This window comes from Desulfurobacterium crinifex (genome assembly GCF_054656775.1).
Genome location: NZ_BAAHXO010000004.1, coordinates 1,481,008 through 1,494,875 on the forward strand (window position 1 = coordinate 1,481,008; position 13,868 = coordinate 1,494,875).

General features: G+C 38.8%; 16 protein-coding genes. 10 read left to right on the forward strand and 6 right to left on the reverse strand.

Features of this window, described 5'->3' with window-relative positions; genetic code table 11:
- Positions 1-72: 72 nt before the first annotated feature.
- The 10 genes from ACYQ3A_RS09680 (at position 73) to ACYQ3A_RS09725 (ending at position 9,164) form a co-directional block, all read left to right on the forward strand.
- The gene (locus ACYQ3A_RS09680) at positions 73-1,257 is read left to right on the forward strand and encodes a phage tail sheath family protein (RefSeq protein WP_163328820.1); all 1,185 of its coding nucleotides are present in this window, start codon (positions 73-75) and stop codon (positions 1,255-1,257) included.
- Positions 1,257-1,748 carry a phage major tail tube protein gene (locus tag ACYQ3A_RS09685; protein ID WP_459897086.1) on the forward strand — a complete coding sequence of 164 codons (492 nt, stop codon included), beginning with the start codon at positions 1,257-1,259 and terminating at the stop codon, positions 1,746-1,748. Before ACYQ3A_RS09680 ends, ACYQ3A_RS09685 begins: the two co-directional genes overlap by 1 nt.
- Positions 1,749-1,758: 10 nt before the next feature.
- Positions 1,759-2,748, forward strand: a complete 990-nt coding sequence (locus ACYQ3A_RS09690) for a hypothetical protein (RefSeq protein WP_459897087.1) — start codon at positions 1,759-1,761, stop codon at positions 2,746-2,748.
- Positions 2,748-2,993 (forward strand): hypothetical protein, encoded by a 246-nt coding sequence (locus ACYQ3A_RS09695; RefSeq protein WP_459897088.1) that lies wholly within the window; start codon positions 2,748-2,750, stop codon positions 2,991-2,993. Before ACYQ3A_RS09690 ends, ACYQ3A_RS09695 begins: the two co-directional genes overlap by 1 nt.
- An 83-nt stretch (positions 2,994-3,076) precedes the next feature.
- Entirely contained in the window at positions 3,077-3,484 is a 408-nt protein-coding gene (tnpA, locus tag ACYQ3A_RS09700) for an IS200/IS605 family transposase (protein ID WP_459894824.1), read from the forward strand.
- Complete coding sequence (locus ACYQ3A_RS09705) at positions 3,459-4,826, forward strand: RNA-guided endonuclease InsQ/TnpB family protein (protein ID WP_459894822.1); 1,368 nt, start codon at positions 3,459-3,461, stop codon at positions 4,824-4,826. The genes tnpA and ACYQ3A_RS09705 overlap by 26 nt, the downstream gene beginning before the upstream one ends.
- Positions 4,827-4,991: 165 nt before the next feature.
- A complete protein-coding gene (locus tag ACYQ3A_RS09710; protein ID WP_459897089.1) occupies positions 4,992-5,951 on the forward strand; it encodes a major capsid protein in 960 nt (319 codons plus the stop codon).
- A gap of 90 nt (positions 5,952-6,041) precedes the next feature.
- Entirely contained in the window at positions 6,042-6,446 is a 405-nt protein-coding gene (locus tag ACYQ3A_RS09715; protein WP_163328830.1) for a hypothetical protein, read from the forward strand.
- Positions 6,424-7,641: a phage portal protein family protein gene (locus tag ACYQ3A_RS09720; protein WP_163328832.1), complete on the forward strand. Its 1,218-nt coding sequence runs from the start codon at positions 6,424-6,426 to the stop codon at positions 7,639-7,641. Before ACYQ3A_RS09715 ends, ACYQ3A_RS09720 begins: the two co-directional genes overlap by 23 nt.
- 305 nt (positions 7,642-7,946) lie before the next feature.
- Positions 7,947-9,164, forward strand: coding sequence for a minor capsid protein (locus ACYQ3A_RS09725; RefSeq protein WP_459897090.1), 1,218 nt, complete (start codon positions 7,947-7,949; stop codon positions 9,162-9,164).
- A gap of 324 nt (positions 9,165-9,488) precedes the next feature.
- Here ACYQ3A_RS09725 and ACYQ3A_RS09730 read toward each other — a convergent pair whose 3' ends face one another.
- The 6 genes from ACYQ3A_RS09730 to ACYQ3A_RS09755 all read right to left on the reverse strand — a co-directional run bounded on the left by ACYQ3A_RS09730 (position 9,489) and on the right by ACYQ3A_RS09755 (position 13,830).
- Positions 9,489-10,499, reverse strand: coding sequence for a diguanylate cyclase domain-containing protein (locus ACYQ3A_RS09730; RefSeq protein ID WP_459897091.1), 1,011 nt, complete (start codon positions 10,497-10,499; stop codon positions 9,489-9,491).
- 549 nt (positions 10,500-11,048) lie between these two features.
- A complete protein-coding gene (gene lptB / locus ACYQ3A_RS09735; RefSeq protein ID WP_459897093.1) occupies positions 11,049-11,789 on the reverse strand; it encodes an LPS export ABC transporter ATP-binding protein in 741 nt (246 codons plus the stop codon).
- Positions 11,773-12,273 carry a lipopolysaccharide transport periplasmic protein LptA gene (gene lptA / locus ACYQ3A_RS09740; protein ID WP_459897094.1) on the reverse strand — a complete coding sequence of 167 codons (501 nt, stop codon included), beginning with the start codon at positions 12,271-12,273 and terminating at the stop codon, positions 11,773-11,775. Before lptA ends, lptB begins: the two co-directional genes overlap by 17 nt.
- Positions 12,270-12,800, reverse strand: a complete 531-nt coding sequence (lptC, locus tag ACYQ3A_RS09745) for an LPS export ABC transporter periplasmic protein LptC (RefSeq protein ID WP_459897095.1) — start codon at positions 12,798-12,800, stop codon at positions 12,270-12,272. The genes lptA and lptC overlap by 4 nt, the downstream gene beginning before the upstream one ends.
- The gene (locus ACYQ3A_RS09750) at positions 12,797-13,279 is read right to left on the reverse strand and encodes a KdsC family phosphatase (RefSeq protein ID WP_459897096.1); all 483 of its coding nucleotides are present in this window, start codon (positions 13,277-13,279) and stop codon (positions 12,797-12,799) included. Before ACYQ3A_RS09750 ends, lptC begins: the two co-directional genes overlap by 4 nt.
- On the reverse strand, positions 13,276-13,830 hold the full coding sequence (locus ACYQ3A_RS09755) for a metallophosphoesterase (RefSeq protein ID WP_459897097.1): 555 nt from the start codon (positions 13,828-13,830) through the stop codon (positions 13,276-13,278). Before ACYQ3A_RS09755 ends, ACYQ3A_RS09750 begins: the two co-directional genes overlap by 4 nt.
- Between the last annotated feature and the right edge of the window lie 38 nt (positions 13,831-13,868).

Here is a 13,868-nt window from a genome sequence, read left to right on the forward strand (position 1 = left end):
AGTGGTAACCTTACCACCTGCCATCTTCCTTTGCTCTATACTGAAAAAAACCTGTGTTGCGAGGAAAGGGAGATGGCAGAGTTCTTGCACGGAGTAAAGGTCAAAGAAAAACTAAAAGGCGTAATCCCCTTTGTAGAAGTTCCATCTGCAATAATAGGTCTTGTAGGAACTTCTCCACTGGGAAAGAAAGATGAAATTTTTGTAGTAAGAAATTGGGACGAAGCCCTTGAAACTTTCGGAGAACCTAACTCAAACTCAACAATTCACAAAGCCTTAAGAGCCTACTTTGACCACAAAGATTGCACCTGTTTAGTGGTAAGCGTTGGAGAAAATCCTGAAGAGACCGCCGACACAGATGTAACCGAAGGACTACAACTTTTTGAAAAAGCGAAAAGCACCTTCGGATTCTTTCCGAAAATTCTTGACGTTCCCGGCTTTTCCGATAAAACCACCGTAGCTCAAGCTATGTCTGCTTTAGCAGACAAGATAAGAGCTGTAGCTTTCATCAACGCACCCGCCGATGCCTCCCCAGAAGAGGCACTTAGCTTTAAAAACAACTTCTCTTCAAAGAGAACTTACTGTCTCTATCCGAGAGTTAAAGTCCTTGACCCCGCAACGGGGAATGTAATTTACGACTGGCTTTCAAGTAGAGCTGCCGGTTTGACAGTCAAAACAGACTTTGAAAAAGGTTTCCAGGTTTCTCCATCAAACAAAGAACTTAAAGGAGTTGTGGGACTTGAAAGAATCCTGACTTATGTTCCAAACGATCCATCAAGCGAACTTCAGTATATAAACAGCAAAGGAATAATCTCTGTTAAAAGAGATATGGCAGGTTTCAGGCTCTTTGGAAACTGTTCAACAGCTTTTCCTTCTCATACCCATCCTGCAGAAGTTTTCATAAACTGGGTAAGAGTTGCAGATATCCTTGACGAAACCATTGAAGACAACCTTGTTCAAACCCTTGACGAAAACATCATAGACAACCCTAACGATCCAACGACTTCAATTGTCTACAGAATAAGGGAGTCCATCGACGACATTCTTAATACGTGGAAAGCGAAAGGAATAATCATATCTGGAAGTGCCGAAGTTCCTCTTGATCTTAATACTCCCTCAGAACTTGCTTCCGGTCAGGTTCACTACCGCATAAATGATTTTGCCGTTTCTTCACCGCTTCAGGGAATCACGATTGAAAGGGTAGCCAACTCCGACGCAATAGCTGAAGTGTTTCAAAAGCTCTTTGGAGGTAATCGGTAATGGGAAACAGAATAATCTCCTTTGACCAGAATAAAGCATGGGTTAACGGTAATGAGTTTTTCGGACTTGTAGAAGAAGGAAGTGTAGAAGCCAAAAGGAAGATGCTTGACTACAACGGCTTTGCTCTTCCTGCTGGTGTAAAAGTCCCAGGCGGCAAGTTGGAGCCGATAACAGCAAAGTTAAAGTTGAAAATCAATGACCCACTGGTTTTGAGAGAACTTAACAAGAACAGAGGCTTTGTTCAGTTGAAATTAAAGGGAAGAGCTACAGTTTACGCCTCCACCCAAGGCGTAGTCGAAGACCAAGATGTATCAACCCGAATTAATGGTTTCCTGGAAGAGATCCCCACTCCTATCTACAAAAACGGAGACGAAATCTCCAGCATGGAACTAACGATTCATGTTCACTTCCTTGAAGTAGCAGTTAATGGGGCTGTAATCCTGAAGGTTGACACAACAAGCGGAGAAGTTATCCCAGGAGACTTAATTTGAGGTGCAAATAATGGTTAAGGAAAACGTCATCTTAGTCTGTGAAGGCGTTAAAAGGAACGGTCTTGTTATTACCGAGCCAATCATTAATGAAGTAGTTGAGACATTTCAGAAACTTAACTACAAGCCTCCCATAGTGGTTGGACACATTCATGACTACAAAGACGGAGACCCTGCAGCAGGAAGAGTTTTAAGTATCAAAAAAGTAAAACACAACGGAAAAATCTGTATAGCCGGGGACCTCCTCTTTTCTCCATGGGTTGAAAAATCCGTTGAGAATGGGGAGTATGACGGCTATTCAGTAGGCATTCGAATGGATCCGGAAAGCGGTAAACGCTATCTGCATCACCTTGCCCTTCTCGGTGCTTTTCCTCCAGCCGATCAACTTGCAGGCTTCTCAGCATCTGTTGAAAAGGTTCATCTCTCAACCATTGAAAACGTTGTAACTCTTGAATTCAAGGGAATAAAACTTTCAACGCTTAACGACGATAGAGGAGGAAGCGAAATGGATATTAAAGCCATTGTTACAGCTCTGTTTGCAAGTGAAGAATTTAGAAAAGAGCTGGGGAAGGAAATTTCAAAAGCCACTAAAGAAGCCGTCCAGATAGCACTATCAACTGCCAGTAAGACACAACAGCAAGAACAGAAAAAAGAAGATCAATCTCCACCTTCCAAAAATCCTGAAACAGCCGAACTCGAAAAGCTCTACAAACAGGACAAAATAGAGAGAATCAAGGAAATAGCCCTCTCTGCTGGAATGGGAGAAGAAGGAGTAAAAGCCATTGAGCGGTTGTGTACACTCTTCAAACCTGTAATCCATCTTTCAACAGGAGACAAACTTTCACCTTTTGATCTCCTTGAAAAAGCCCTCAAAGATATTAAACCCAAGAAAACAGTAGATTCAGATCTTTTCAAACCCATAAACCTTTCTGCTGAAGGAGAAAACCCTGACATCTTTGATCCAACAGAACTTGCAAGAACCTTTACAAACGGAGGTAAATAATGCCAGTAGATGGAAAGATAGGAACAGTTTCCATTAAAGAAGAGCAGATAATTGCAGATTCTCCTCACAAGCCTGTAATCGTTACAAAAGAACTCAAATCAGGGCAGGGAACACTACCAGCTGGAAGCATCATAGCAAGGGACATGACAACTGGAAAGCTTGTCCTTTACGACCCAGCTGCCAAGGATGGTGACGGAAATCCAACTCAGGAAATTGTAGGAGTTTTAACTAAAAATACGCTCTAAGTCCCCTTCCGTAAGGGAGGGGATACAGAGCGACGCCGCAAGGCGTTGTTGACAAGCGTCGGTTCTGACTATAGAATAAAAGCATGGAATACAAGCTGGACAAGGGATGTCATTCTGTATATTCACTTCAGTTCCACCTTGTATTAGTGGTAAAGTATAGGAAAAAAGTTCTTGTAGGAAAACTTGCGGATAGGCTAAAAGAGATAGTTGTGGAAGTAGCAGAACACTTTGGTATTGAGATAATAGAACAGGAGACAGATAAAGACCACATTCACATTTTGTTTTCCGCAAGACCTACGATTATGCTTTCAAGATTTGTGAACTCGCTCAAATCAGTAACCTCAAGGAAACTTAGGAGAGAGTTTCCAGAAGTTATGAAAAGAGAGTTGTGGGGTGGGAAGTTTTGGTCTCCATCCTACTTCATAGCGACAACTGGACAGGTCAAACTGGAGGACGTAAAGAGATATGTCCAGAGTCAAGGAAGAAGATAAGTTTTTGCTTACTTATAAGTTCAGAGCTTATCCTACAGCGTTACAGGAATACAAACTGGAAAACTGGCTTTTTGCTTTATGCTGGCTCTACAACCATGCACTTGAAGAAAGAAAAAGAGTCTGGAAGGAAGAACAGAGGACTGTAAAGTATTCGGAACAGCAAAACAATCTACCTAAGCTCAAGAAAAAAGAACCGATACTAAAACTTGTCCACTCTCAGGTTCTCCAGGATACACTCAGGAGAGTAGATAAAGCATTTCAGAAGTTTTTTCAGGACATAAAGAGAAAGAAAAAAGGAGAAAAGGTTAAGGTAGGATATCCCAAAAAGAAACCGACAGCGAAATACAAGTCCCTCACATTTCCACAAGTCTGGATGAAACAGAAAGGGGAAATAGTTCCTATAATCAAATTGGAAAAGAAAAACAACCGATTTGCATATCTCCACTTACCTAAAATAGGTAAGCTCAAAATAAGACTCCATAGAGAAATAGACTGGACGAAAGCAAAAACAGTAACGATAAAGAAGGAACCATCGGGAAGCTGGTATGTATGCGTGAGCGTAGAAGTTGACCTTGACCAGATACTCAAAGAAGCTGAAGAAAGAGTGAGGGAAAGAGAAAAAGCAATAGGAATAGACTTAGGCGTAAAACATCTTGCGGTAACGAGTGAAAAAGAATTCATAGAGCATCCTAAGTTTTTACAGAAACTTGAAAAAAGACTAAAACGACAGCAGAAGAAACTCTCCAGAAAAGAGAAAGGAAGCTCAAACTTTGAGAAGCAGAGAAAGAGAGTAGCTAAGGTTCACGAAAAGATAAAGAACGCAAGGAAGGACTTCCTTCACAAGCTATCAAGATACCTTGTTGACAACTATGACTTGATAACCTTTGAAGACCTTGACATACCTGCACTTGTAGAGGATAACAGATTAGCAAAACTGATACTTGATGCAGGATGGGGAACTCTTATTGCCTTTGCTACCTATAAAGCTGTAATGGCAGGGGCAAGGGTAGTAAGAGTGAATCCTGCATACACGAGTCAAAAGTGTAGTGTATGTGGACACAAAGTTCCGAAGACCTTAGCAGACAGGATACACAAATGTCCTATTTGTGGAGTAGAGCTTGATAGAGACTACAACGCAAGTGTAAACATACTGGAAGAAGGGCTCACCCACCTTACGGGTGGTAGGGTCGGAGCGACCCGAACTTACGCCTGTGGAGAGGGCACTGGCGGGGTCTCCTCAAAAGAGGGGATTAGCTATCCCTCGCTGAAGCAGGAATCCCAAGCGGGTCTTCTGGGTGGGAGTCCATCCCTACCAGAAGCTCCGTCCGTAAGGGCGGAGTAGTTCACCGACGATTGTTGACACAGACAGGCAAACACTTGCCCCTCTGATTGTTCACGGAGTAGTGATAGCAAAATCTCTTAAAGTAGCAGAAGGAAGTACAGTGGACGAGGTTGTTTTGTCAAACCTTGAAAAGAAAACCATCTGGGCAGTTTAAGGAGGTGAAAAATGCCATATAAGATTGATCTTAAAAAGTTCTTGACTCCTCAAAAAATAAAAGATTACATAAAGGTCTCCCCGGTGCAACCGAGAACGATAACCAGGGAGCTTTACTCTAAAGACGTAGATACGTTTGATTCCCCGGTCTATCCTTTCTCCGAAATAAAAGAGGTTACAGGAAACGTTCCTCTCGTAATAAGAGGAGGGGAACCTGTAAACGTAGCTTCTGGAGAAACCTCTTACCACTACATAGAAGTTCAGCCAATAGACATTATAGAGACTCTTAATCCTGTTGATCTCCTAAACATGAAAGCGATTGGAGACGTTGCGGTAGAGAAGATAGTCAGAGAGAAAATAAACAAGTTCAGAAAGATAATACTTGCCACAATAGAAGCCCTTGCAGCTCAGAGTTTGAGCGGAAAAATCTCATACCAGATAAAGAAACAGGAAGGACTTGATGGCTACATTGTTGATTTTGGAAAAGTAGAAAACCTATCTCCTTCGAAACTTCCTGAAACCCTTGCAGACGTTTACAACCTGTTCGTAGAAATGGAAGGAAAACTCCAGGAAAAAGGTTATGGAGAGAAAGTTAAGATCTATGCAGGTAGAAAAGCCTATGCCAGACTTCTCGAAATAGCAGCAAGCTATCAGGGCAAGACCATTTCTGTAGAGCAAAAAGATGGAGGACTTTACATCGGCAATTACTTCGTAAAACCTCTACTCAGTTCCTACAGAGACAAAAACGGCAACCTTAAAAGAGCAATCCAGGACAACTACATTAAGATGATAGACACCGCTGCACCGTTTAGGCTCAGATATCTTGCAATAGATGATTTAAGAGCAGACCTAAGAGCACTTCCTATCTTTATAGCCCAGAAAGACAGCGGAAAGACCATTGAACTTGAAGCCCAGAGCAAACCCCTCACAATTCCGGTCCCAGACGCAATAATTGATGCAAAAGTAGTTTAAACGACCTTTTCGCTCCCCCGTTTGGGGAGCTTTAAATTTTTCCTCTTTTTGTGGAACAGAGGAAACCAATAACCAGGAGATTTGATTGCAATGAAAGTGGAAGAACTCAAGGAGTTGATAAGTACAGATGACATTAAAAATCACCTACCTGAAGACCTCCTTGAGAGCCTTACGTTCAACAGCGAAATGGGAGAAGCTGATGATTCTGTTATTGAAAGAGCAATAAACATTGCGTCTCAAAAGCTTTTTATAAAGCTTAAAAAATGTGGAAAAAAAGAACTCACAGAAGACGAAAAAGGAATAGCAAAGCTTTATCTCCTGAAAGATGCAATATATCAGCTCTATGCGATGAACGAAACAGAAAAGGTATCTGCTGATAAGCTTCAAGAAGCAAGACAAATTCTGAAAGACTGGCTTGGAGACTGCGGGAAAGAAGAACCCAAAAGAACAACATCTATAACGGTGGTACAGCATGAAACAAAAGAAAGATTCTAAACAGAAGCAGACAAAGGACCCCAAACAACTATCTGCAGTATCCTCTCTATTGAAGATAGGAGACAGCGTTCAATTCACTCAACAGTTCCTTGAACTACCTACAAAGCTTTATTCAAAACCTGAAACAGAGGAGTTCTACAGTCTTATAGAGTACATGCTTCTTGATGCTCAAGTTTCAGCTTCTTTTGAAGCAAGGAAAGCAGCTATTCTCTCAATACCCCATTTCTTTGATGGAGATGAAAAGGCAGTCGATAAAGTTCAATATGCACTTGAAGAAATAGACTTTGAAAAAGACCTTGAATCAGCATTAAACTTTCTTGTTTTTGGTTCCTACTACTTTGTAGTTAACTGGAAATTGGAAAACAATTTTTTCAAAATTGCTTCGATAGATCCTGCTCATCCCAGATACTTCCGCTGGACACCCAAAGGAGAACTTTACATTAAAACTCCAACAGGGGACCACAAAGCACCTCCTTACAGAATTATCTACTTTAGAAGAAATCCGACACCTGAGAATCCTTACGGAGAAAGCATTCTAAAAGCCTGTTATCCTGCCTGGAAACTTAAATATGAGACACTAAACCAAGTTTTTGCTTACCAGGAGAAATATGCCAATCCTCCTCTTGTTGGAATAAAAAAAGAAGGAGATATAGACGATGAGAGCAAGCTCAGAAAAATAGCAGAAGACTTAGCTTCTGTTAAATCAGGAGCCACTGCCTTTATCCAGGGAGTTGACGACATAAAAATTATTCAGACCATGAGTGGAACTTATTCTTTCACCAATATCCTAAACTGGTGCAATGAAGAAATTTCAAGAGCGATAACAAAGCAAACGCTTACAACAAACAATTCTGAAACTGGAACTTATGCACTCGGAAAGGTTCACCAAGAAACTCTTGAAAACATTGCAATTCTTGATGCTAAATACATTGCCAGAAAACTTAATATTACCCTTATTCGCTGGATACTTGAACTAAACGACATTCAAGAAAAGTGCCAATTTAAATTTGAAATTCCGAACGAAGCAGAACTTGATGACATTTTCAAAGCAACAGATAAAGGACTTAAAGTCCCAGCAAGCTATTTATACCGCCGTCTCAATGTTCCAGAACCAGAAGAAGGGGAAGAGGTAATAACAAATAGTCCTACACAATCTATTTCTCTCTCCGGAGGTAAACCAGTAAATTTTTTTTAAGCACTGAAGAAAAAAGTCCTCTGGAAATCCAGGGGGAACTTGTAGATAACTTCCTCTCCATAGTCAATGAAATCAAAAAAGAAAATACCGACTTTCTAACAAAAATCCTTAAAGAAAGGCTTGAAAATCCACATATCAAGGAAAAAGAAATTCAAACATTTACCGATTTTCTCCACATAGTTATAACCCTTTCCTTTCTCCTTGGACACTACCACGGAGCAAAACTTACAGGAGAAATAAAGCTATCAGACCACTTCACTCTTCCCTACAAAGAAGCAATTACTTACCTTCGCTCAATGATTCCAATGACAAGAGAGGAATTTAACGAGCTTAGTGATCACCTTAAATTCAGAGCTTTCACAATCGCCTATGTTTCTTCTGAAGACCTTATCAACAAACTAAAAACCATCTACGAAAAAGGACTAAAAGAAGGGAAAACAAAAGCCGAAGTTCTTCAAGAAGTTAAAAAACTCCTACCAGACCTTACCTCTGCACACTTATCTACTCACTATAACACAAATGTAATGACAGCCTACAATGCAGGTAAGCAGAGCTATTTCAGGAATAGCAAATCCGTTCACTATCTTATGTATAACGCCATCCTCGATGGACACACCACAAAACTCTGCAGGAAACTCCATGGGACCATAAAACCGAAAGACGATCCGTTCTGGGACAGGTTTTACCCACCTAACCACTACAACTGCAGAAGTACCGTTTACCCTGTCCACCGAGGTGAACTCGGAAAGAAGTTTACCACCGTTGAGTTTACAAAAGATGGAAAGCTCCGTAAAAGAGAAATTGTTTTAAAGCCCTCAAAGCTAACTGGTAAATTCAAAGACCCACAGATTCTCAAAGAACACCAGTTTAAAGGAAATCCAGAAAAAGCAATCTACGAAATTCCAGACTCATTAATAGACAGAGCCTTAAACTACGGCATCTTAGAAGACCTAATAGAAACGGCAAAAGGTATATTCCAAGAACTTACTGAAGAGAAGCTTAAACAAGCCTTTGGATTTACTCAGCCTAAGACCCGTGAATTTATGAACTGGGTAAAGAAAATAATAAAAAGCGATTGGAAACCTAAGGGAGAACTTAAAAATATCGGATGGATAGACAAGGATATACGAGAGCTTGTAGAAAAGTTAACAAACTTTAGAATTAAAAATCCTGTAATAACCGTCAATGATAGAGGAATTCTACATATGATACGGGATGCTAAAAATTCAAGAGGAGCAAGCGTTCCCATTATAGATATCTATCGCATACCTAAAATAATCGCCGAGCCAGAGGCTGTTTTACTGGATACTAAAGCGAAGAGCGAAAATCCTGTTCTCCTTTTTGTTAAAGATGCACCAAGCAAAAAAGCCAAATTTGTAGTTAAACTGGAAACCCCCGTAAAAGTGAAAATTGAAGGAAAGAAAAAAAGCATAAAGCTCAATCTGTTAAGGACTTCAGGATTAGTTAAAAAACACAACCTTTTGGAGCCAAGATATATCCTGCTAAAAGGAAAAATCAAATAGGCGGTGGTGGGAGGACGCCCACCCCCTCCATAGAATGAATCCTCCACTTTGGGAGGAATCATCCAGCCAGCCAGGGCGACTTTCTGGCTTTCACCACCGCTTACTAATGAAATTTAACCTGAATTTGACAGGATTCAACTATTAGCATAGCCTAACAAATTTCTCAACTTTTTCTTGAAAAGTAAAGAAATAAATGAGAAATTTCCGAGAACAGCCAAAAATTTCTCATCTTTTTCTTGATTTTTCCTTTTACACCTTTTTACGTTTCCTTACGCCTTCTTACGTTTTTCTCATTTTTTTCTTTATCATTTCTCATCTTTTTCTTTACTCCAGATTATTTAAGGCCTCCATCACATTTAAAACTATTTTCCTGTTATTTAACCACCTTTCTACATCCTTATCACTTATAACCTTTACTCTCCTATAAGGAAGTTCTTTTGTTTCTTCTAAGGAGTTGTAGAGTATCCACATTAATAACTCAAAATCAGCTTCTGTACATAATCCTGTATCCATAACTACTGCTGTGAAGTCAAGACCTATACTTTCAGTTCCAAGTTTTGTTGGAATGTACACCTGTTCTTTTTGAAGATTATCTTTTAATCGATGTAAAAATTTACAGACTTCACCTATCGATTTATGGGTTAAAATTAAAAACTCATCATTTTGAAGTCTTGTAATAAAGGAGTCTTCAAGCTTTGTTTGAAGTATAGATGCCATAAAAGCAAGGATAGAATTGCCTGCGTTGTAACCATAATACAGATTAAATTCTTTAAATTCTTCTAAATCTATGAGTAAAATAGTTTTAAAAGATTTTAAAAACTGAGGAAGATTAAACACAAAATACTTTCTTGAAGGAAGTTTTGTTACAGGATCTACTTCTTCTTTTATCTCTAAGTTCTCTAAATAACCCAAGGTTATCCGATATAAAACTATAACTAATAAGAAAATCAGTTTTTTAAAGGCAGGTAATTTATCTAAAGGTATGTTTTTATACTCAAGAATGTTTTTTAAAAAGATTACAAAATCTCTAAGAAGATCTTGTATAGGTATTTCAATCATTCTATGAGTTCTGGCAATAGTATCAGCGTATATTTCCAGCTTTTCCGGAACAAAAAGAGTGTCAAAAAATCTTTCTATAATTTCGACAAAAGTTTCTTCTGCTTTCATCCTTTTAAGTAACTCTGCTGAGTGAGGAAGTTTCTCAAAAACGAAGTCTCTTGTCTTTTTGGCAAGCTCTTTTTTAAATTCATCTGTAAAATAAGGTTTAAGAGAAGCAATTTCCTCTAAATCCTTTTCACCTATATTGTAGAGTTCCAGTAGCTCCAACATCCCCATTCTGTACCTTCCAACTTACTCTGGTATAACGGCAAGCAAAAAGCTTCATTTCTTTCTTATAAAAAGCAAAGTAATAACTCCACAGTGAGATTCTAACAAATTAAGTAAAATCTAACTTAACTTCCTATCTTTAAAAGTTGCTGAAGATTATACTCCACAACAAACAGTATAATCTTTTGGTATTCTTCTTTAGAAACTGCTAAAACGTTTCCTACTTCTCTAAAAAGTTGAGTAATTACAGTTTACAGTTCATCATTCACAGTTACGAAAGTGGAATTTAACAACTTTTGAACTGAATACCTTTGTTCTTAGTCTATCTTTCTCCACAGCGATTCTTGAATTATTGTGAAGGAGTATCCCTTAGGTGGTAAATCAGGTTATTAGAAAATTGCAGGATTCAAAGAGTTCTTTGAAAGATTTGTAAAGTCAATATCAAACACTTTTTCAGCTTTTACACCTCAATTACTGGGGAAAAACAGTTTCGGATTGGAATCCTCTGGAAGTACAGATGAAAGAAGTACTGGAAACGATAGAGAAAGAAGCTGGAAGTTAGAGAGTAAACTGTTCTCCCAAATATATTTTCCTGACAATTTCCTTCTCTGCTACCTCTTTAGGAGAACCAGAAGCTATTACTTGCCCATGACCAATTATGTAAGCTCTATCGATAATCCTGAGAGTTTCTCTTACGTTATGATCAGTAATCAAAATTCCGATATCCATCTCTTTCAGTTCTTTGATCAATTCCTGAATCTCATAAACCGCTATAGGATCAACACCGGCAAACGGCTCATCGAGCAAAAGGAATTTGGGGTTTATTGATAATGCTCTCGCTATTTCCAGTCTTCTTCTCTCTCCCCCCGAAAGAGAGTTTGCTTTCTGCTTTCTAAGATGAGAAATTCCAAATCTCTCAAGAAGCCAATCTGTTCTCTCTTTTATTTCTCTTTCTGGAAGTCCATGCATTTCAAGGATGGCTTTTATATTCTCCTCAACGGTCAATTTCCTGAAAATTGAAGGTTCCTGAGGAAGGTACGAAATTCCCTTTCTCGCTCTTATATAGGTTGGATCATCTGTAACGTCTTCCTCGCCGAGAAGAACCCTGCCTCCATCAGGTTTTATCAGCCCAACAATGCAGTAAAAAGTTGTTGTCTTTCCTGCACCATTAGGGCCCAAAAGACCAACAACTTCACCCTCAAACACTTCAATAGTTACACCATCAACTGCTTTTCTTTTATTGTATATCTTAGTTATGTTTTCAGCCCGAAGTACGTTTAAATCAATTACTTTTTCCATTTTCTAAAAGACTCCTGTCTTTTTCTTCAGGATAGATAACTGTCTTTACTCTTTGCTTGATACCTTCAACCGTTACCCGACCATCCTTGTAGGCTATTACTTTGTCACCAATAACGAGGTTCTTCTCCTGTTTCAGTTTTGCATTTCCTATAAGAACCACTTTCTCCTCAGCAGGATAGTAGAAAAGTTTATCGCACCAACCTTCTCCTCTTGGATCTCTTATGTAAACATGACCTATAACCTCTATTTTTTCAATATACTTATCAGTTGGATCAAAGTAGATAATTAACTTGTCACCTTTCATTATGATCTTGCCACGCTGAGCAATGACATTGCCAATATACACAGCCATGTGTTTTTGTTGATTGTAGGCAAGCTTCTGTGATTCAACAACTACAGGAACAGATTTTTTTTCTATGGTTTCACCAGAAACGGGAAGAGAAAATAACAGCAAGAAAATCAACAGAAATTTCATAAACCTCATTTCACAACCTCTCCAAATCTTGATTTAACATTAGATCGGATTATAACTCTTTTGTTTCTTAGGTCTAGCTGACAGCCTTTTCCAGATATCTTTTTACTACTATCAAAAGTTATCTCACAGGTTGAATCAGTGACAAAAATCTCTCTTTCTGTGTAGTAAATCCCATAAGATGCCTTTCCCCTAAAATCCTTACCTATAATAACAACCTGTTTAAGATCGACAGACTTTTTTTCCTGATCGTAAATAGCACTTTTTGCAATCAGTAGAACTTTCTCTCTATCATAAACTGTAAGTTCTGGATTCTCTAAGCGTATTTTCTTTTCCCCTTCAAAAAGAGCTTCAGGTGCCTTCAGAACCCAGTGCTTTGAGCCTTCTGATTGAAGTACAAAATCTTTTATTACCTGCTCTTTGTGGGTTTCTACATCTATTCTCTCAGGTGGAGTTTCCCTCCTGGTTATAAGAATAACAAAAGGAAGAATAGAAATAACAGCAAGAACTATAGCTACTTTGAGTATCCTTTCTTTCACTCTATCTTTTCCTTCTCGTTATTTAACTCAAGAATATAATCTATAAATTCCCTCACTGCCCCTCTGCCACCAGGCAAAGAGGAGATGAAGGTTACATTTTTCTTCACCACTTCAACAGCGTCTACCGGAGCTCCCGAAATTCCTGCTCTTTTAAGAACAGGCAAATCGGGTATATCATCACCCATAAAAGCTATTTCTTCATCTCTCAGGTTATATTTTGCCTTTAGCATCTCATAAACTTCCAGCTTGTCATCAACACCCTGATAAACATCTTTTATTCCGAGCTCTTTACACCTGCGATCCACCATAAATGAATGTCTACCTGTTATTACTGCAACCCTAATTCCTTTCTTTATAGCTGTAACTATTCCAAATCCATCCTTAACGTTAAAGCTCTTGTATTCTCTACCTTCGCTGTCGTAAGTAATTGTTCCATCTGTCATAACACCATCAACATCAAGGATTATGAGCTTTATCACAGTGAAAGTTCCTCCTCTAAAACCGGCATGTACCCTGTAAATTCTACATTAACGTTTCTGCATTTTACACCTCTCAGATGACAACCACAAAAAACCCCAGAAGGATTCCAGTGAACGTGTCCATGAAGGAGAAGAGAACACTTTAAATCCCTATAAAGCTTCCAAATTTTTGCTTGAATTTCCTTATATCTGTAAGTCCTGAGGTCGAAAGCAGGAAAGTGAGAAAGGAGAACATTTTTCCCTTTTATTTCAACAACTGTATAGAACTCATAAATCTCATCAAAAAAAGGTCTCAACTCTTCATTTTTGAACCTGTAATCGTGGTTTCCCTTCACAAGAATTTTTCTGCCAGAGATTGATTTCCAAACCTCTAAAAAACCTTTCTCCAGCTTCCAGATAAAATCTCCCAGATGGTACAGAACATCATCTTCTTTGAGAGTTCTTTTCAGATTTTCAACTACTATTTCTTCAAATCCAGGTTTTCTCTTGAGGGAATTCAGCCGAAGAATGTTCCTGTGAAAGAAATGGGTATCCGAAATGAAATACCTCATTCTCCTCTAATCTAACTTTTCTAACTTTATTACATTTC

Bases quoted from the DNA above. Each gene is read 5' to 3' on its own strand.
- ACYQ3A_RS09705 (WP_459894822.1), top strand. From the start codon at position 3,459: ATGTCCAGAGTCAAGGAAGAAGATAAGTTTTTGCTTACTTATAAGTTC.
- lptB (WP_459897093.1), bottom strand. From the start codon at position 11,789: ATGGAAAAAGTAATTGATTTAAACGTACTTCGGGCTGAAAACATAACT.
- ACYQ3A_RS09695 (WP_459897088.1), top strand. From the start codon at position 2,748: ATGCCAGTAGATGGAAAGATAGGAACAGTTTCCATTAAAGAAGAGCAG.
- ACYQ3A_RS09730 (WP_459897091.1), bottom strand. From the start codon at position 10,499: ATGGGGATGTTGGAGCTACTGGAACTCTACAATATAGGTGAAAAGGAT.
- tnpA (WP_459894824.1), top strand. From the start codon at position 3,077: ATGGAATACAAGCTGGACAAGGGATGTCATTCTGTATATTCACTTCAG.
- ACYQ3A_RS09710 (WP_459897089.1), top strand. From the start codon at position 4,992: ATGCCATATAAGATTGATCTTAAAAAGTTCTTGACTCCTCAAAAAATA.
- ACYQ3A_RS09720 (WP_163328832.1), top strand. From the start codon at position 6,424: ATGAAACAAAAGAAAGATTCTAAACAGAAGCAGACAAAGGACCCCAAA.
- ACYQ3A_RS09755 (WP_459897097.1), bottom strand. From the start codon at position 13,830: ATGAGGTATTTCATTTCGGATACCCATTTCTTTCACAGGAACATTCTT.
- ACYQ3A_RS09715 (WP_163328830.1), top strand. From the start codon at position 6,042: ATGAAAGTGGAAGAACTCAAGGAGTTGATAAGTACAGATGACATTAAA.
- ACYQ3A_RS09680 (WP_163328820.1), top strand. From the start codon at position 73: ATGGCAGAGTTCTTGCACGGAGTAAAGGTCAAAGAAAAACTAAAAGGC.
- lptA (WP_459897094.1), bottom strand. From the start codon at position 12,273: ATGAGGTTTATGAAATTTCTGTTGATTTTCTTGCTGTTATTTTCTCTT.
- ACYQ3A_RS09725 (WP_459897090.1), top strand. From the start codon at position 7,947: ATGACAAGAGAGGAATTTAACGAGCTTAGTGATCACCTTAAATTCAGA.
- ACYQ3A_RS09690 (WP_459897087.1), top strand. From the start codon at position 1,759: ATGGTTAAGGAAAACGTCATCTTAGTCTGTGAAGGCGTTAAAAGGAAC.
- ACYQ3A_RS09685 (WP_459897086.1), top strand. From the start codon at position 1,257: ATGGGAAACAGAATAATCTCCTTTGACCAGAATAAAGCATGGGTTAAC.